General features: G+C 63.1%; 16 protein-coding genes, 1 tRNA gene and 1 pseudogene. 8 read left to right on the top strand and 10 right to left on the bottom strand.

The window, feature by feature from the left end; translation table 11 throughout:
- Positions 1-266 precede the first annotated feature (266 nt).
- The 4 genes from HGK27_RS06735 to HGK27_RS06720 are packed head-to-tail and all read left to right on the top strand — an operon-like array spanning position 267 to position 2,830.
- Positions 267-887: a hypothetical protein gene (locus HGK27_RS06735; RefSeq protein WP_206239784.1), complete on the top strand. Its 621-nt coding sequence runs from the start codon at positions 267-269 to the stop codon at positions 885-887.
- An 11-nt stretch (positions 888-898) separates the two neighbouring features.
- Positions 899-1,672, top strand: a complete 774-nt coding sequence (locus HGK27_RS06730) for a competence/damage-inducible protein A (protein ID WP_206239782.1) — start codon at positions 899-901, stop codon at positions 1,670-1,672.
- On the top strand, positions 1,672-2,202 hold the full coding sequence (locus HGK27_RS06725) for a hypothetical protein (protein WP_206239781.1): 531 nt from the start codon (positions 1,672-1,674) through the stop codon (positions 2,200-2,202). The genes HGK27_RS06730 and HGK27_RS06725 overlap by 1 nt, the downstream gene beginning before the upstream one ends.
- Positions 2,203-2,260: 58 nt before the next feature.
- Positions 2,261-2,830: a YqgE/AlgH family protein gene (locus HGK27_RS06720; protein ID WP_322099019.1), complete on the top strand. Its 570-nt coding sequence runs from the start codon at positions 2,261-2,263 to the stop codon at positions 2,828-2,830.
- A gap of 355 nt (positions 2,831-3,185) precedes the next feature.
- Here the strand turns inward: HGK27_RS06720 and rplA are convergent, their stop codons facing one another.
- From rplA to HGK27_RS06690, 6 genes are all read right to left on the bottom strand, one after another.
- The gene (gene rplA / locus HGK27_RS06715; RefSeq protein ID WP_206239779.1) at positions 3,186-3,887 is read right to left on the bottom strand and encodes a 50S ribosomal protein L1; all 702 of its coding nucleotides are present in this window, start codon (positions 3,885-3,887) and stop codon (positions 3,186-3,188) included.
- Positions 3,888-3,891: 4 nt separating this feature from the next.
- Entirely contained in the window at positions 3,892-4,323 is a 432-nt protein-coding gene (gene rplK / locus HGK27_RS06710) for a 50S ribosomal protein L11 (RefSeq protein WP_206239777.1), read from the bottom strand.
- A gap of 155 nt (positions 4,324-4,478) precedes the next feature.
- On the bottom strand, positions 4,479-5,525 hold the full coding sequence (locus HGK27_RS06705; protein WP_206239775.1) for an acyltransferase family protein: 1,047 nt from the start codon (positions 5,523-5,525) through the stop codon (positions 4,479-4,481).
- A gap of 227 nt (positions 5,526-5,752) precedes the next feature.
- Positions 5,753-6,289 carry a transcription termination/antitermination protein NusG gene (nusG, locus tag HGK27_RS06700; RefSeq protein ID WP_068081011.1) on the bottom strand — a complete coding sequence of 179 codons (537 nt, stop codon included), beginning with the start codon at positions 6,287-6,289 and terminating at the stop codon, positions 5,753-5,755.
- A gap of 67 nt (positions 6,290-6,356) precedes the next feature.
- Positions 6,357-6,575 carry a preprotein translocase subunit SecE gene (gene secE / locus HGK27_RS06695; RefSeq protein ID WP_068081008.1) on the bottom strand — a complete coding sequence of 73 codons (219 nt, stop codon included), beginning with the start codon at positions 6,573-6,575 and terminating at the stop codon, positions 6,357-6,359.
- A 168-nt stretch (positions 6,576-6,743) separates the two neighbouring features.
- Positions 6,744-8,444, bottom strand: coding sequence for a hypothetical protein (locus HGK27_RS06690; protein WP_206239774.1), 1,701 nt, complete (start codon positions 8,442-8,444; stop codon positions 6,744-6,746).
- A gap of 375 nt (positions 8,445-8,819) precedes the next feature.
- Here HGK27_RS06690 and HGK27_RS06685 point away from each other — a divergent pair, with 375 nt between their 5' ends.
- Positions 8,820-9,767, top strand: a complete 948-nt coding sequence (locus HGK27_RS06685) for a phosphatase PAP2 family protein (protein WP_206239772.1) — start codon at positions 8,820-8,822, stop codon at positions 9,765-9,767.
- 77 nt (positions 9,768-9,844) lie between these two features.
- On the opposite strand, the gene HGK27_RS06680 is transcribed toward HGK27_RS06685, so the two are convergent.
- Positions 9,845-9,920: transfer RNA gene (locus tag HGK27_RS06680), tRNA-Trp, on the bottom strand.
- 151 nt (positions 9,921-10,071) lie between these two features.
- Here HGK27_RS06680 and aat point away from each other — a divergent pair.
- The gene (aat, locus tag HGK27_RS06675; protein WP_206239771.1) at positions 10,072-10,908 is read left to right on the top strand and encodes a leucyl/phenylalanyl-tRNA--protein transferase; all 837 of its coding nucleotides are present in this window, start codon (positions 10,072-10,074) and stop codon (positions 10,906-10,908) included.
- 35 nt (positions 10,909-10,943) lie between these two features.
- On the opposite strand, the pseudogene HGK27_RS06670 reads toward aat, so the two are convergent.
- The 3 genes and pseudogenes from HGK27_RS06670 to HGK27_RS06660 form a co-directional block, all read right to left on the bottom strand.
- Positions 10,944-11,279 (bottom strand): annotated as a pseudogene (locus tag HGK27_RS06670) (DUF2155 domain-containing protein); the annotation flags it as partial.
- A 112-nt stretch (positions 11,280-11,391) separates the two neighbouring features.
- Positions 11,392-11,796: an NADH:ubiquinone oxidoreductase subunit NDUFA12 gene (locus tag HGK27_RS06665; RefSeq protein ID WP_241126894.1), complete on the bottom strand. Its 405-nt coding sequence runs from the start codon at positions 11,794-11,796 to the stop codon at positions 11,392-11,394.
- 143 nt (positions 11,797-11,939) lie between these two features.
- On the bottom strand, positions 11,940-12,560 hold the full coding sequence (locus HGK27_RS06660) for a regulatory protein RecX (protein ID WP_206239769.1): 621 nt from the start codon (positions 12,558-12,560) through the stop codon (positions 11,940-11,942).
- Positions 12,561-12,776: 216 nt separating this feature from the next.
- Between HGK27_RS06660 and HGK27_RS06655 the strand changes: the two genes are divergently transcribed.
- Together HGK27_RS06655 and HGK27_RS06650 are read left to right on the top strand one after the other, a co-directional pair.
- The gene (locus HGK27_RS06655; RefSeq protein ID WP_206239768.1) at positions 12,777-14,546 is read left to right on the top strand and encodes a fatty acyl-AMP ligase; all 1,770 of its coding nucleotides are present in this window, start codon (positions 12,777-12,779) and stop codon (positions 14,544-14,546) included.
- Between the two features lie 237 nt (positions 14,547-14,783).
- Positions 14,784-15,947, top strand: coding sequence for a polysaccharide pyruvyl transferase family protein (locus HGK27_RS06650; protein WP_206239767.1), 1,164 nt, complete (start codon positions 14,784-14,786; stop codon positions 15,945-15,947).
- The last annotated feature ends 124 nt before the right edge of the window (positions 15,948-16,071 follow it).

Here is a 16,071-nt window from a genome sequence, read left to right as displayed (position 1 = left end):
ATCCTGAGTTGCATTTTATGCATTGCACTACGTCATATTCGCAATTGCAACAACAACCGTTTTCCGGCTTAAGGAGCGGGCCTTTCAGGCATCCTCTCCCAAAACTTTCACAGCCCGGTCGCAAGACCGGGCTTTCTTTTTATCGACATCCGGTCGCGGGACCGGGCTTCTTTTTGCGCGCATCCGGCCAACAGCCCCGGCCTTCTTTTAAAACATCATACCGCCGGGCAATTGCCGCGCAGGCCAAGCCATGACACCTTGCGCTCATGTTGCTTTCAGCCCTTGCCCTGCTGATGCAGGCCGCACCGCCCCCTCCGCAAGACGCCATCAAGGCGCAAATCGGCGCTTGCGGCTTCCCTCAGGCGCAGGTCGAGGAAGCCTATGACAGCTTTGCCGTCACGCTGAACCCCGCCGCGCCGCCCAATGATCAGCAGCTGGAATGCGCCGCAAAGCTGATGGTGGCCGACAAGCTGTGGCCGGGTGATAATCCTCCTGCTCTGGCTCAGCAATTGCGCCGCTTTCTGCTGCCCGCAATGCTCAACGGGGGAGAAGACAACCGTCAGCAGATGATCGAGCGCGAGCAACTCGCCCCCAGCGTCGCCAAGCTGGACGCCTTGCGCAACGATGCCCCCGCTTTGGCGCGGCAATTGGGCGAGTTCTGCGGCCCCTCCAGCAAGGCCATGCTCAAGCTGGTGCGCGCGCCCGGGGCGGCCCAACCCAGTCTGGCGCTGGGCCGCATCGCCAACCCCGGCCGGAATGCTGCCGAGACCGATAAGGCCTTTCTCTGCCTGCTGAAATTCTCTTCCGCCGCCGATCTGCATATCGGCTTTATCGGCGATGAGAGCCCTGCCCCAGCCCCCCTTCCCAGCCCGGCTCCCGCCCGCTAATCCCTTCCCCCATGTCTGCTTCCCCTGATTCCGCCCGCATCTACACCGCCGCCCTGATCGTGATCGGAGACGAGATCCTCTCGGGCCGCACGCATGACAAGAACATCGCCCAGATCGCCAGCTGGCTGGGCGTGCAGGGCATCCGCCTGCGCGAGGTGCGCGTGGTGCCCGATGTGACCGAGGCCATCGTGGAAGCGGTGAACGCCCTGCGGGTGCGCAACGACTATCTCTTCACCACCGGCGGCATCGGCCCCACGCATGACGACATCACCGTCGATGCCATCGCCGAAGCCCTGGGCGTGCCCGTGGTGGTCCATGAGGAAGCCCGCGCCATCCTCGATGCCTATTACACCAGCAAGGGCAGCACGCTGACCGAGGCGCGCCTGCGCATGGCCCGCGTGCCCGAAGGCGCCGATCTGATCCCGAACCGCTATTCCGGCGCGCCGGGCATCCGCTGGGGCAACATCTACATCATGGCGGGCGTACCCATGATCACCGCCGGCATGCTCGACGCTCTGACCGGATCGCTGGAAGGCGGCGCGCCGGTGCTCTCCGCCACGCTGGGCTGCTGGGTGGGCGAAAGCGAAGTCGCGGATCTGCTGGCCAGCACCGAAAAGGCCTTCGCGGGCGTACAGATCGGCAGCTACCCCTTCTTCCGTGAGGGCAAGACCGGCGTCAATTTCGTGATCCGCTCCACCGATGCCGAGGAACTGGCCGCCTGCTCCAGCCAATTGGCCCGGGATCTGGCCACGCTGGGCCATCAGGCCGTTGAGGGAGGCATCTGATGCTGCTCCCCCTGCTCATTGCCCTGCAGGCCGCCCCCGAAGCCCCTCACGGCAAGCTGATCGACCAGTTCGAGGCCACGCTCTCCAGCACGGACAGCGCCACCATGGCGCTCACCCAGTGGTGCGAACAGCGCAAGCTGGCGCCCGAGGCACGCATCTCCGCCACGCTGGTGAAAGGCGAGGACGCCCTGCCCGCCCCCGACCTTCCCGAGACGCTGGGCACCGAAGAGCCCGGCTATCGCCATGTGCGCCTCAGCTGCGGCCCTCATGTGCTGTCCGAAGCGCACAACTGGTACAACCCCGCGCTGCTCACCGCCGAAATGAACCAGCTTCTGGCCACCACCGACACGCCCTTCGGCAAGGCCGTGGCCGCGCTGCATTTCCGCCGCGAGAAGCTGGCCACCCGGCGCGGCCCGCTGCCAGGCTGCCCCGCCGACACCATTCTGGCCAACCGCGCCCTGCTGCGCCTGCCCGACAATCGCGTCCTGGCGCTGGTGCTGGAGTGCTATACGTCGGCCAATCTGCGCTGATACGGCGCGACTGCCCATTGCACCGCGCTGCGCCTCGCCTTACCTTGACTGGATGACCGTGGCCCCTACCCTCGACGCCCAACACCTCGACGGACGCCTGCTGCTGGCCCTGCCCGGCATGCCCGACACCCGCTTCGAAGACGCCGTCATCGCTCTGTGCCTCCACAATGAGGAAGGCGCGATGGGCATCGGCGTGGGGCATGAGCTGGATGGCATCTCGCTCCATATGCTGCTGAAAGATCTGGATATCGATCCGGGCACCGCCCCCGATGCCGCGATCCACTTCGGCGGCCCTGTCGAGCCCCAGCGCGGCTTTGTGATCCACTCGCCAGACTACACCGGCGCGGGCACCATCACGCCCAGCCCTCTATGGTCGGTGACGGCAAGCCGGGAAATCCTCACCAGCATCGCGCAAGGCGAAGGGCCGAAGCAATGGCTGATCGCTCTGGGCTACTCAGGCTGGGGCGCCGGGCAGCTGGAAAGCGAAATGCGCGAGCATGGCTGGTTCGCGGCAGACAGCCATCCGGGGATCCTGTTCGATACGCCCGTCGATGATCGCTGGCATGCGATCTGGGTGGCTGAAGGGGTCGATCCCTCGCATCTGTCCGGGCAAACTGGAAGGGCTTGAATTCAAGCTTTTAAGGGAAGAAGATAAGAATGAATGCGAGGGTGTTACACCCTCGCGCTCCCATGACTGTCTGCGTCGCGCCACAGGTTCAGCCATAGAGCAATGTCGCAGCGCCGCAGGCATGAAACGTCCGCACAGCCTGCCGCCAAGAATGATTGCCTGCGGCGCCCTGCGTTGCACAGGTGGAGAGGCGACGCGCTTCATTTCGGTGCCACTGCCCTATCGCCGGAAGACGTCATGGGAGCGCGAGGGGGTAACCCCCTCGCATTTCCTTTTCCCGTTCTGCAACGGACAAAAGAAAAGGCCGGAAGGTTTCCCTCCCGGCCCAATCTCTGTCAGCAAAACGACTGAAAGATCAGCCGCCGTGCACCTGGCTCAGGTCGACCTTCAGGCCGGGGCCCATCGAGGTCGAGAGGCCGATCTTGCGCAGGTACTTGCCCTTGGCGCCCGACGGCTTGGCCTTGACGATGGCATCGACGAAGGCGTCGAAGTTGGCGCGCAGGGCTTCGTTGGTGAAGCTCAGCTTGCCGATGCCGCCGTGGATGATGCCGGCCTTTTCGACGCGGAACTCGATCTGGCCGCCCTTGGCAGCCTTGATCGCTTCAGCGACGTTCGGGGTCACGGTGCCCAGCTTCGGGTTCGGCATCAGGCCCTTGGGGCCCAGCAGCTTGCCGAGGCGACCGACAACGCCCATCATGTCGGGCGTGGCGATGACGCGACCGTAGTCGAGGTTACCGGCCTGCATGTCTTCCAGCAGGTCCTCGGCGCCCACGCGGTCAGCGCCAGCGGCCAGAGCGGCCTCAGCCTTGTCGCCACGGGCGAAGACGGCAACCTTGACGTCCTTGCCGGTGCCCGAAGGCAGGGTGACCATGCCGCGGACCATCTGGTCGGCGTGGCGGGGGTCAACGCCCAGGTTCAGCGAGATCTCGAGGGTCTCGTCGAACTTGGCGCTCTTGAGGTCCTTCAGGAACTGGATGGCATCGTCGATGCCGTGCAGGTTCTGATTGTCACCCAGCTTTTCGGTGAGCGACTTCTGCTTCTTGGTCAGCTTGGCCATGGTGTCAGCCCTCCACAATCTTCAGGCCCATCGAACGGGCCGAACCTTCGATGATCTTCGCGGCAGCGACGATATCGTTGGCGTTGAGGTCCTTCATCTTGGACTCGGCGATCGTCTCGAGCTGAGCGCGCGTGATCTGGCCGACGCTGTCCTTGCCGGGAGCCTTCGAACCCGACTTCAGGCCCAGAGCCTTCTTGATGAAGAAGGTGGCGGGCGGGGTCTTCGTCACGAAGGAGAAGGACTTGTCCGAATAGACCGTGATGATGGTCGGCAGCGGGGTGCCCTTTTCGACTTCCTGAGTCGCGGCGTTGAATTCCTTGCAGAAACCCATGATGTTCACGCCGCGCTGACCCAGTGCGGGGCCGATCGGCGGGCTGGGCTTTGCTTCACCAGCTGCGATCTGCAGCTTGATGTAACCGTCAATTTTCTTGGCCACAGTGGCCTCCTTTCACTCTGTCGGGGATGGTTTGGGCCAGCCCCCTCAAGTCAAGCGGTCAAGCGGGGCGAGGCCCCTCCCGCACGGACACCCGGCAGCGCATGCCACCGGGAAGCGGTGCCCTTAGACGGATCGCGGGGAAAAGCAAGCGGAAATCAGGCCGGTTGCGCGCTGACGTCCGCATTCTCAGCCTGTCGTGCCGCCCAGAGCGCGCGGGTCGCGGCACGCCCGGGAATTTCGATGCGGCGATGGGCATATTCAGCGCAGGACAATGTGAGCAGGATGATCGTGGCATGGCTGAGCATGGTGCCCCCGCCACCCAACCAGTGCGGCGACCAGAGAGCATTCACGCTGCGGATCACCAGCAGATGAAGCATATAGATGCCAAAGGAACGCTCGCCCAGCCAGATAAAGGGGCCACGCTCCAGCCAGGGCATACGCAGAGCCAGCAGGACGGCGGCAGGCCAGCACAGCAGATCGAGCGGCAGGATGGGGCTGTAAGCCCCCTGCTCGAGCCACAGGCCGCCCGCGAGCATGGCCAGCAGCAGCGATGCCGGAATGCGACCGGCAACAGCCCGCCCGCGCCACAGCAACTGGCCGATGAAGAAGCCCAGAGGGCCACGCAGAATCATCTCGCCCGGCCAGACACCGCGCGGATAACCAAGCAAGACAAGCCATGCCAGACCGCCCGCCACCGTCAGCAGGGTGATCCTCCACAGCGCCCGATCCCCCAGCCGTGCCCCGAAGGCAAAGATCGCATAGGCCAGCATTTCGACACTGAGCGACCAGCTGGAAATGTTGAAGCTGAAGCGCGTATCGAGGTCAAAACCCTGAAGCATCAGCAGGTTGAGGATGAAATGCGGCGCGTCATTCTTGGCCCCACCCCAGCCAATCAGCGCGAAGAGAAGCAGCGCGACCAGATGCAGCGGCCAGAGCCGCGCGATACGGGCGATCCAGAAATCTCCCATGGCGCCAGCCCTTCGCAACTGTCCGGGCGCGCCATAGACATGGGCAAAGACATAGCCGGAGAGCAGGAAGAACAGATCGACCAGGGCCCAGCCTCGCTCGATGATCCAGCCCAGCGACCAGCCAAGCCCCATCGGCAGATCAGCTGCACGATCCCCGCAGAAGAATGCCATATGGTGAAGAAAAACGCCAAGCGCCGCCAGACCGCGCAAACCGTCCAGCCGGGTCAGGCGCATTATGGCAACAGATAGGGGAGATCGACAGTCCAGGCTCATGAACCCGATCTAAAGGATCGGGGTTAATGAACCCGCCCATCGACAAGACATGGCGGCATGGCCCGCCGCTACCTCACCACACAGGCGTGCCTGGGTAACGCCCCTGCACGATCCTTTCTTCCCGGACACAAAAAAGGGGCGAGCCACCCAAAGCAGCCCGCCCCTTTTTTGCGCTTCTCGCGAAAATCTTACTTCGAAAGTTCGACGTGCTCGAAGTCCAGCTCGACCGGGGTGGCGCGACCGAAGATCGACACCGAAACCTTGACGCGGTTCTTGTCGAAATCCAGCTCCTCCACGATGCCGGTGAAGCTGCTGAACGGACCGTCCAGCACCTTGACCGAATCGCCGATCTCGTAATCGACCGCGACATGCTTCTTGACCTGCGTGGCGACCTGCTCGCGGTTGCCGAAGTAACGCTCCGCATCGCGCTCACTGATGGCCTGCGGCTTGCCGTTCAGGCCCAGGAAGCCGGTCACCTTGGCGGTGTTCTTCACCAGGTGGTAGATGTCGTCGTTCATCGTCAGCTTGGCCAGCACATAGCCGGGCATGGTCTTGCGCTCGACCTGAACCTTCTTGCCGCGCTTGACCTCGGTCACCTGCTCGGAGGGCACTTCGATCTGCTCGACCAACTGCTCCAGACCCAGGCGCTCGGCCTCGGTGATGATGGCTTCCTTGACCTTGCTCTCAAAGCCGGAATAGGCGTGAATGATATACCAGCGGGCCATGTTTGCCTCTTGTCGTCAATGGTTTGCGCCGCAAAGCGCGTAAATCGGGTGAAAGCGGGCGCGAAGCTTACGCCAGCGACAGCAAAAACTGCACCAGCTTGCCGAACACCGTATCGATGCCCAGGAAGAACACGGCCAGGATCAGCATCAGAATGCCCACGAAGATACCCGTGGTCAGCGTTTCCTGACGGGTGGGCCACACCACCTTACGGGCCTCGACCTTCACCTGGTTGATGAATTCGCCGGGGCTCGTCTTGGCTCCGTCATTGGCGGCGCGGTCGTTCATGCCTGTCATTTCCTTAGGCGATTAATCCTGTCTTCCGCCATGGCCTCCGCGCCGCCCCGGATCAGGTCCGGGAGGGGCAGTGAGAACATCCATGTCGGGAAGTTCCACCGGACTTAATGCGCGCGCGCCGATTTTGCAAGCGCATGACGCAAGCCAAGGCTTTGCGCCTCAATTGCTGTCATGCATCCCGCGCTGATAGGCGCTGCCCTCAAGCTTGAGGTCGGGCATATGCGAGAGCTTGCGATCGATGGCGCGCTGCTCGGGCGAATCGGGCAGACGCGGCTTGCTGCAACGGTCCGGCACCACGCCGGTGTTGGGCAGGCTGGCCAGCCAGACGCCCTTGCCCTGCCACACCAGCTTCGCCTTGTCGGGCAGCGTTTCGGGCGCCTTGGCGCCGACATAGAGCAGCCAGTCGGCATGATAGGCCGGGCGAATACAGTCGAGCCGCACCGGCTGATGAATCGACTGCAGCAGGCGATGCGAAGGATCAGCGAAACCGGGGCCGCCCTCCTTCACATGCAGCATATGGATATGCGGCAGGGCGAAATTCATGTTCACCAGCGCGTGGCGGCGGATCACCACATAGCCGCCGACATGCTCCTGCTTGTTGAACCACCAGAATTCGCGCGGGGTCAGCACCACGCTGGCCACTTTCGCGCCATCGGGGATGAAGTTCAGTGCCTTGAGGATTTCGTCGGTCTCGGCCGAATCCTGCTGCCAGCTCAGCGTGGTGGTGGCCAGACGCACGGCATAAAGGCCCGCAGGCGCGCTCAGCACCCACCATGGGGCGCACCAGTCGATCGCCATCACACAGACCATCAGGCCCGTGGTAATCAGGCGATAATCGGCCAGATCGCCGCCCGAAATATGGCGCGGCACCACCCAGCTCAGGATGATCAGGCCAAGCCCGGCCCAGCCCAGACGCCCATCGATCCAGAAGCGGCCATCGAGGAACCACCAGCCCCCGCGCCAGCGCTTCATGCCCCATGACAGGGCCGAAAACACCAGGGCCAGCGCAATCACACTGCCCATCGCCCAGAGCGAGATATGGTCGAGCCACCAGTTGCTGTCGCGCATCGCGCGGTCCCAGGTGGATTGCTTGTAGAGCCACCAGAAGCGGCCATAGCTGTTGTCGCTGGAGGTGCCCGGGATCAGCACCATCACGATGATCGGCGCGAACATCGGCAGGCTGGTGAGCGCCGGGCGCCACCAGCGGCGCCAGCCCTCATCCAGCCGCTGGCTGAAATCGGCGCCCGCCACCATCACGATCAGCACGGCCCAGGCCGAGATATGGCTGACCCACACCGCAAAGCCCGCCACCAGCAGTAGAACCCAGCGCCAGTCCATGGCGCGCTGCCAGGCGCCGCGCGGGCCCATCTCCACCCAGGCGGCGAAGAAGAGCAGCGCCAGCGCCTGACCCAGCGCGTAATTGACCAGCCCCAGATTGAGCATCGGCGACCAGATGAAGGACAGGCCCAGCAAGGTGCCCACGCCGATCCTGCGGCGCAGCGCCCATTCGCTCCACACGATGCCGATGCCAGTGAGCGGCGGCACAAGCGCAACGATGAGCTTCGCGCCTGCCTCCAGCCCGAAGATTTTGGCAAAGGGGAAGATCAGCAGATCCACGCCCAGATTGCCGGTCCATTTCCAGTCGAAGCTGTAATAGCGCGCGAACCACGGATTGGCGCCATGATCGAGCATGACCGCATAGCGCGCCATATGCGCGGGAAAGTCGATCATCTCGGTATGCGGTGCCATCAGCACCGGCAGCGCCGAAGCCAAGGCAAGAATCAACGCCGCCCACACCGATGCCGAGCGATACCAGGACCGCGACCGGATCAATGCCTCATCGGCCATGCGAAGCAACATGGAACCCCATCCCTCCGGCACTGCCACAAGGCCTGCGCCGTTTCCATCCGGTACAAACGCCCGCCACAAGGGCGGTCCGCAAACCACGCCTGTTAGCCCTCGGACGGATGAAATCAAGTCACCTGCTGCCACAACAAGACGATGAAAGTGCCAAAGTTGCGCGTTGTCCACCGCCGGTCGCCGCGAAACCCAGGACGGCAACGGCGAGCATCGCACTCTTGTGTTTCACATCGCCCCGTATGCCACACGGCGTTCACGCAGAAAGTAAAGCTGGAAACGAAAAATAAAACGCATTTCTGATTGCATCATCACATTGCGGTCAACAGCTCCTTAACCAGCAACAGTTAGTCAGCGACCACCGCTATGGAGTACCCTATGATCGATGCCAGGCGCTTTGTCTACATCAGCACCACGCTCTGCTTTCTGGGCACCGCCATCTTGTTAAAAGAAGCCCATCTTTCGCTTGGCTTCAACCATCTTCCGGTCAACCTGCCATTGCTGGTGGCAGCATCTTTTCTTCCGGTGGCGGTTTATCGCTCAGAAGGCATTGCCTGGCTGGATCGCATTGTCTGCGGCTTTGAATGCCTGGGATTGTTCGTAACCATCGTTCTCATCGGTGCCACCGCCTCCTATGCCATGGCAGCGCTGAGTTCAGGCTGGATCGATGACAGCCTGATCTATGGAGATCAGCTCATCGGTTTAGACTGGCTAGGCTACTGGAACCTTGTCCAGAGCCATCCGCTGTTAAACGATATTCTTTCCACCGCTTATAAATCAATCAGCGCCAGCCCCAGCCTGATCATTGCCGCCCTTGCAGCGGCCGGGCATTTCGACCGACTTTACCGCTTCCTCGCCGCTTACCTGATCTGCCTGTTTCTTGCAGACATATCGCTGGTGTATTTTCCAGCCACTTCGGCTGCGGCGCATTATCTGCCTCATAATGCGCCAAACATGCCGCTGGCTGGCAGCAGCCATATCGCCGTGATCGAAGGTCTGCGAATCGGGACACTGAAGACTGTTCAAGTTGCCGACATGATCGGACTCATCACCGTGCCCAGCTTTCATGCCATATGCTGCATTCTGTATGTCTGGGCGACATGGAATCTGGGCAAGCTCCGCCATGTTTTTCTGGCTACGAATGGAGCGATGCTTCTCTCCACGCCGATCCATGGCGGACATTATTTCAGCGATATAGCGATCGGGATCATCGTCGCGGTTTTGGCCATCATGGCCTGCAAATATTTCACCATCTCACGGATGACATCTCGCCGACGCAAGGCAAACAAAGTCCCAACACCCGAGGGGCGGCCATCTTTCATCTGATTGGACAAGGCTAAAATGGATGAGGCGGCTTGCATGAAATGCAAACCGCCTCATAAAACCCACATCGCCATGAAACATGGCAGGAGCGGAGGGACTCGAACCCACGGCCCTCGGTTTTGGAGACCGATGCTCTACCAACTGAGCTACGCTCCTGTGGGGTGGGCGGCCTCTAGATCGGCCCGGCGGGGATGGCAAGGGCAAAGACAGGGTATCTGCATAAATTTCCTGTCTTACCCACAGGCTGGCTCCATTTCGGCATGCTTCATGGCTGGGTCAGGCGCAGCAAACTGCTATGATGCGCAGCATGGACGATCGCCAAAGCCCTCTTATCGACCCATCTCTGGTGATGCTAGCCTATCGCAGCGGCATCTTCCCCATGGCCGACCGGCGTGACGATCCCGATATTTTCTGGGTGGAGCCCAAGCGGCGCGGCATCCTGCCGCTCGACGGGTTTCGCTGTTCGCATTCACTGGCGCGCACCTTGCGACGCGGAAAACTACAGGTCACCTGCAACGCGGCCTTCACGCAGGTGCTGGCCGCCTGCGCCGCGCCGCGCATGGCCTCCGCGAGCGATTCGGACGAATCGGGGGGCGAGACATGGATCAGCCACCGCATCGCAGGCACCTATGAAAGGCTGCATGCGCTAGGCTTTGCCCATTCCGTCGAGTGCTGGCAGCTGGATAACGAAGGCGAACGCCAGCTGGTCGGCGGCCTTTACGGCGTCGGTTTCGACCGGGTGTTCTGCGGGGAAAGCATGTTCTCGCGCGTCAGCGAGGCGTCGAAGGTAGCGCTGGCGTGGCTGGTGGTGGCGCTGCGCATGGGCGGCGTCGAACTGCTCGACTGCCAGTTCATCACGCCGCATCTGGCATCTCTGGGCGCGATCGAGATCAGCCAGAAGCGCTATCTCACCCTGCTGCGCCACGCCCAGCGCGGCACAGAACCCCATCCGGAGCTTCAGTTGGTGGGCGGAGCGTCGCCGCCATCGGCCTCATTGCCGCCCGGCAACACCGGCGGCGGCGTGACGACCGGCGCGCTGGCGCTGCCCGAAGCCTTCGGCGCCTTGGCAGCAGCCTTGAAATCCTCGGGCGCCTCTTCCTCGCCGGGGAACTTCATCGCGCAATCCTTGACCCAGACGTCATAGACCGGGTGTTCCACCACATTGAGCGAGGGGCTGTTCTTGAACAGCCAGCCCGAGAAGACCTTGCGCCACACCAGCGGCTGCGAGACGCTGGTCCGCTCATGCACCAGCACCTGCACGAAAGCCCCGGTTTCCTGAGGGCTTTCCCAGGGCGCGGTCTTCTCGCAAGTGGCCAGACGCACCACGACATTGCCAATGGTGCGCTGCTCACCCGATTTGAGCTTGAACTCCTCGGTGAGATTGTTGCGCTTGTTGATGATCCCCAGCGTGGCAACGCGGTCTTTCACCGGCGTGCCATATTGCGTCTCCACCGTCCCGCCTGCGGGGCGAGCGGTGGGCTTGGGCGCATCCTTGTCCGAACTGTCGCCGCCCATGCCGATCTTCTGGCAGCCGGTCAGCGCCAGAGCGGCACAGCCAAAGGCCAGCGGCGCCGCGACTCGCAGGACGGAACGTGACATGCGTGAGGGCGCCGGGCTCAGCTTGGGCTCAGGCGTCGGGCGACCAGGCTTCGTAATCGCCCGTCGCGGCAGGACGGTGACCGCCCGCGGCCAGCGAACCGGCGGGGTGATGCGCCTTGGCCGTGCCGGTGGCGTTGGGGGTGTATTCCACCTCCCAGATGCGCGGCGGGGGCAGATGGCTCTCTGGCACGCCATCATAGGAATTGTGCAGCCAGCCATGCCATTCGGCGGGCACGCGGCTGGAATCATTGCTGCCGTTGTAGATCACCCAGCGGCGCTCACGCCCGGCGAAGGGGCTGTTGGCGCCAGCGGGGATCTTCTTCGTGCTGCGGTAATACTTGTTGCCCTGAAAGTCGGTGCCGACATGCTCACCGTGCCGCTTGTTGTTGAGCCAGGTTCCGAACGTCGAACCGTTCCACCAGGTGAAGAGCATCGGACACATCCTTCAAAAACGAAGACAGGGTAACGAACTATGGGGCTTGGGCTTGAAACCAAGCATTACGCCTGCCGCCTAGCGGAGGAAAGGGGGCAAGGGCAATAGGCGATAAGGCGAAAGCGCCGTCAAAAAGAGCAGGATCAATCCCAAAAGCCCTGTGACGGCGCTTCCCCGGCTTCCGCCGCCCATTCTTCGGCGTCCTCACGCGTAGCCAAAGCCAGCAGAGCCCGCGCCACACCCATGGCGTGCCCGGCCCTTAGCAGGCTGGCCATCTGCTTTTCACGCAGCGCCGGATCGAGCCTTTCACCTTCGCCCAGCCCGCGCGTGAAAGGCCCCAGCCCCTTGCGCCGCGCCAGAGCCAGCACCGCGCGCCGGGCCGCACCTTCGTCGGGGGTGCAATCGGAGCGGATCGCCTCGCCGATACCCGCCGCATTCAGATCCTGAGCGATGCGCCTTGCGCCATAGCCCCGGCGCAACAGGCTGGTGGAGCGCATTCGGGCAAAACCCGCATCATCGACGTAACCAAGATCGGCAAAACGCGCGATGACAGCAGCGATGGCCGTGCGCCCGTCGCCCTCCCCATCCCAGCCGCGTTCCTGCAGCTTGCGGGCCAGATAGGCCTCCAATTTGCCCACGCTGGTGGCGAAACGCGCCACATAGGCCAGCGCCATCTCCTCCAGCTTTATGGCCGTCAGAGGGCGCGGCGCCTTGCGTTCTCGCCCATATTGGGGGCGTGATGGTAAATCCTCACCGCTGTCCATATCTGCCTCATTCACCTGCGCGCGGCCATAATCGTGCCACAGTCGCCCCTCAAGGGGGAGGATGAAGCTGTCCTTTACCAGACGGCAACACACAGTTTTTGACCCCGGCCTTTCGACTCTCGCGGCCGAATCAGCCGGTTAATTCTAAGGGGTGCAGTCCAATGCGCCCCGCCGGAGGATGCGAGAGGAGGGCCGAGACCGATGGACCCGAGACCCATGACGCAAGACGTGCTTGATCGTAGTGAAACCCTTCAGGCCACCCCCAATGGCTGCGCCCTGCCGCGCCGCCTCTCCGATTTCGGCACGTTTGGCGAGGCGCTGGATTACGCCGCCAAGGGCACGCGCGGGCTGAACTTCCACGATCCGCGCGGCAATCTCACGCGCCCCTATCCCTTCAGCGAGCTGCGTCAGGACGCGCTGGATGTCGCCTATCGCCTGATCGCGCGCGGCGTGAAGAAGGGCGACCGTATCGCTCTGGTCGCCGAGACGGGCGCCCAGTTCGCGGCGCTGTTCTGCGGCACGGTCTATGCCGGTGCCTGGCCGGTGCCGCTGCCCCTGCCCACCAGCTTTGGCGGCAAGGACAATTATATCGACCAGCTGGCGGTGCAGCTGCGCAGCTCGGACCCGTCGCTGTTCTTCTATCCGCCCGAGATCGCGGCGATGGGCGATGCCGCCACGGCTGCTCACAATGAAGCCAATGGCGCCGCCTGCAAGGGCGAAGGCTGGGACGTGCTTTACGCCGAAACGCCCGCAAAGACCGCCCTGCCCGAGGTTACGGGCGAGGACATCTGCTATCTGCAATATTCCAGCGGCTCGACGCGCTTTCCCCATGGCGTGGCCGTCACCCATGCCTCGCTGCTCAACAATCTGGCGGGCCATGGCGAGGCGATGGGCCTGATCGAGAGCGACCGCTGCATCAGCTGGCTGCCCTGGTATCACGATATGGGTCTGGTCGGTTGCTTCCTCTCGGTGATCGCCAATCAGGTCTCGACCGATTATCTGCGCACCGAGGATTTCGCTCGCCGTCCCCTCGCCTGGCTGGACATGATCAGCCGCAACAAGGGCACCTCGATCAGCTATTCGCCCACCTTCGGCTATGACGTTTGCGCCCGCCGCATCTCCAGCCAGAGCCATGTGGATGAGCGTTTCGATCTGCACCGCTGGCGTCTGGCCGGCAATGGCGCCGACATGATCCGCCCGGACGTGATGCAGGGCTTCGTCAACGCCTTTGCCCCTGCCGGTTTCCACGCCAGCGCCTTCCTGCCCAGCTACGGTCTGGCCGAGGCGACGCTGTCGGTCACCATCATGCCGCCGGGCGAAGGCATCCGCGTCGAGCTGGTTGAGGAAGAGCGCCTGTCGGGCACGCCGCGCGATCTCTCGCGTCCGGCCCGCTACCGCGCCATCGTCAATTGCGGCAAGCCGGTGAAGGATATGGTCGTGGAGATCCGCGACGGCGCCGGCCGCATCCAGGCCGACCATCACATCGGCAAGGTGTGGTGCAAGGGCCCCAGCGTCATGCACTCCTACTTCCGCGATCCCGAAGCCACGGCGGCCTGCATGGTCGATGGCTGGCTGGACACCGGCGACATGGGCTACAGCGTGGACGGCTATCTGTTCATCGTGGGCCGCGCCAAGGACATGATCATCATCAACGGCAAGAACCACTGGCCGCAGGACATCGAATGGGCCGTGGAACAGCTGCCCGGCTTCCATCAGGGCGACATCGCCGCCTTCTCGCTTGAGACCGAAACCGGTGAGGAAACCGCCGCCGTGCTGGTCCATTGCCGCGTTTCCGATCCTGACGAGCGCCTGAAGCTGAAGAATGCCGTGGCCGAGAAGGTCCGCGCCATTCTGGGCCACCCGGCCGTGGTCGAGCTGGTGCCGCCGCGCACCCTGCCGCGCACCTCTTCGGGCAAGCTGAGCCGCGCCAAGGCCAAGAAGCTCTACCTTTCCGGCGAGATCGAGCCGTTGCAGCTGGCGGCATGATCGCGCCCCGCTGAAAACTGGCTCGTGGAACGGCCCGGTGCGACAGACGCACCGGGCCGTTTTGCTGTTTGGGCACTTCGCATCCGCATCCGGAATGGAGGGGTTGATGCCCGGATTGCAGGCATCGTGCGGCGAAGCATCTGATTTACCTTCGTAACGGTTGTTTCATCGCCTTGGCCACCAAGGCGAGCCTGCGCATGGTTCGCTCCGATGGTTCCTGCCATGAAGGAAGCGGCCTTGAGCAAACGCCCTCTGCTGATTGTGTGCGATACGCTGGTCAATCTTGGCGATCTGGCCCTGCTGGCCCAAAGCGTGGCGGCAGGGCGCAATCAGGGGCGGCAGGTTTACGTCCGCCAATGGGCGCCTCCACCGCCCGTCATTGCCCGGCAGGTGGAGGCGCTCGGGGCTTCGATCATCTCGGGCCGCAATCTGCTGGGCTTGCCAAGGCTGGCTTCCCGCTGCGATGCGGTGATCGGCGGCGGGCAGATTGTGCGCAGCAATGTCTCGCTCCCCAGCCTGATCGCCATGATCTGGGCCTTGGCGCTGGTGCGCCTGGGCGGTGGCAGGGTTTCGGGTTGGGGCATGGGTGTGGGGCCGGTGCGCGGATGGCTGGCGCGCTTTCTGTGGCGTCTGGTGTTTCGCCCCGGTGAGCGGATTGCCGTGCGCGATGCGCTCTCGCTTGATCACGCAAGGCGCCTGTTTCCCGCGCGCGCGGTGGTGCAAAGCGCCGATATGGCCTTTCTGCCGGGCACTCTGCATCGCGATCTCGCGGCGCAGGATTTCGGGGGACAGGAAAGCGAGCGGACCACCATCCTGATCGCCCCCTGCATCGAGGCAAGCGAGGGCCGCTCGATCGATGGCGAAGGCTTCCCCACCCTACTTGCCTGCGTACGGCAGGAAATGCCCAAGGCGCCGCTGGTGCTGGCCTGCCATGATCCCAGACCCGAAGTCGATGGCGGCGCCGCCGACTGGCTGATCGCCTATTACGACCTTAACGATGCCCACAAGCTGGATGACGGCCAGCTTGCAACCCTATGCGAAGCCTATCGCCATGCCGTGCTGACCATCACTAACCGCCTGCATGCCAGCATCTTCACCCTGCTGTCAGGCGGAGCCTTGCTGGTGGTGGATGACGGATCGGACAAGATGCGCGCGCTGTGCCGCGATTTCGGCATTCCATCTGTCCGCATCAGCGGCCCGCCCGATGCCTCAGTCATCGCCAAAACCGTGACAGCAGCGCTGAATTTCGACCGCAAGGCACGGAAAAAAGCCATGCTGCGCATCGCGCGGCGGGCTCAGAGCAATCTGCTGGCACTGGGCGATCATACCGTCACGCAGCCGCTCGACAGGCCGGGCCTGATCTCTGCGCAAGGTCGATCCACCGCCCGTCAAGCGCCCTGAAGCATCGCGCGGAGAAGTGAGAACCGGTTTTTCACGAAAGCGATGCGACACCCAAAAGCTCAGGCACAATGCGTCCTTCAAGAAGGACGCATTGTGCCTTAGTCTTGCAATACAGCTTGCAGTC

The organism is Novosphingobium terrae (assembly GCF_017163935.1).
Taxonomy (GTDB): domain Bacteria; phylum Pseudomonadota; class Alphaproteobacteria; order Sphingomonadales; family Sphingomonadaceae; genus Novosphingobium; species Novosphingobium terrae.
Note: the sequence above shows the minus strand (reverse complement) of the source record. Positions and strands in the feature narration are given on the sequence as shown.

Bases quoted from the DNA above. Each gene is read 5' to 3' on its own strand.
- HGK27_RS06735 (WP_206239784.1), top strand. From the start codon at position 267: ATGTTGCTTTCAGCCCTTGCCCTGCTGATGCAGGCCGCACCGCCCCCT.
- HGK27_RS06730 (WP_206239782.1), top strand. From the start codon at position 899: ATGTCTGCTTCCCCTGATTCCGCCCGCATCTACACCGCCGCCCTGATC.
- HGK27_RS06725 (WP_206239781.1), top strand. From the start codon at position 1,672: ATGCTGCTCCCCCTGCTCATTGCCCTGCAGGCCGCCCCCGAAGCCCCT.
- rplA (WP_206239779.1), bottom strand. From the start codon at position 3,887: ATGGCCAAGCTGACCAAGAAGCAGAAGTCGCTCACCGAAAAGCTGGGT.
- HGK27_RS06705 (WP_206239775.1), bottom strand. From the start codon at position 5,525: ATGCGCCTGACCCGGCTGGACGGTTTGCGCGGTCTGGCGGCGCTTGGC.
- nusG (WP_068081011.1), bottom strand. From the start codon at position 6,289: ATGGCCCGCTGGTATATCATTCACGCCTATTCCGGCTTTGAGAGCAAG.
- secE (WP_068081008.1), bottom strand. From the start codon at position 6,575: ATGAACGACCGCGCCGCCAATGACGGAGCCAAGACGAGCCCCGGCGAA.
- HGK27_RS06690 (WP_206239774.1), bottom strand. From the start codon at position 8,444: ATGTTGCTTCGCATGGCCGATGAGGCATTGATCCGGTCGCGGTCCTGG.
- HGK27_RS06685 (WP_206239772.1), top strand. From the start codon at position 8,820: ATGATCGATGCCAGGCGCTTTGTCTACATCAGCACCACGCTCTGCTTT.
- aat (WP_206239771.1), top strand. From the start codon at position 10,072: ATGGACGATCGCCAAAGCCCTCTTATCGACCCATCTCTGGTGATGCTA.
- HGK27_RS06665 (WP_241126894.1), bottom strand. From the start codon at position 11,796: ATGCTCTTCACCTGGTGGAACGGTTCGACGTTCGGAACCTGGCTCAAC.
- HGK27_RS06660 (WP_206239769.1), bottom strand. From the start codon at position 12,560: ATGGACAGCGGTGAGGATTTACCATCACGCCCCCAATATGGGCGAGAA.
- HGK27_RS06655 (WP_206239768.1), top strand. From the start codon at position 12,777: ATGACGCAAGACGTGCTTGATCGTAGTGAAACCCTTCAGGCCACCCCC.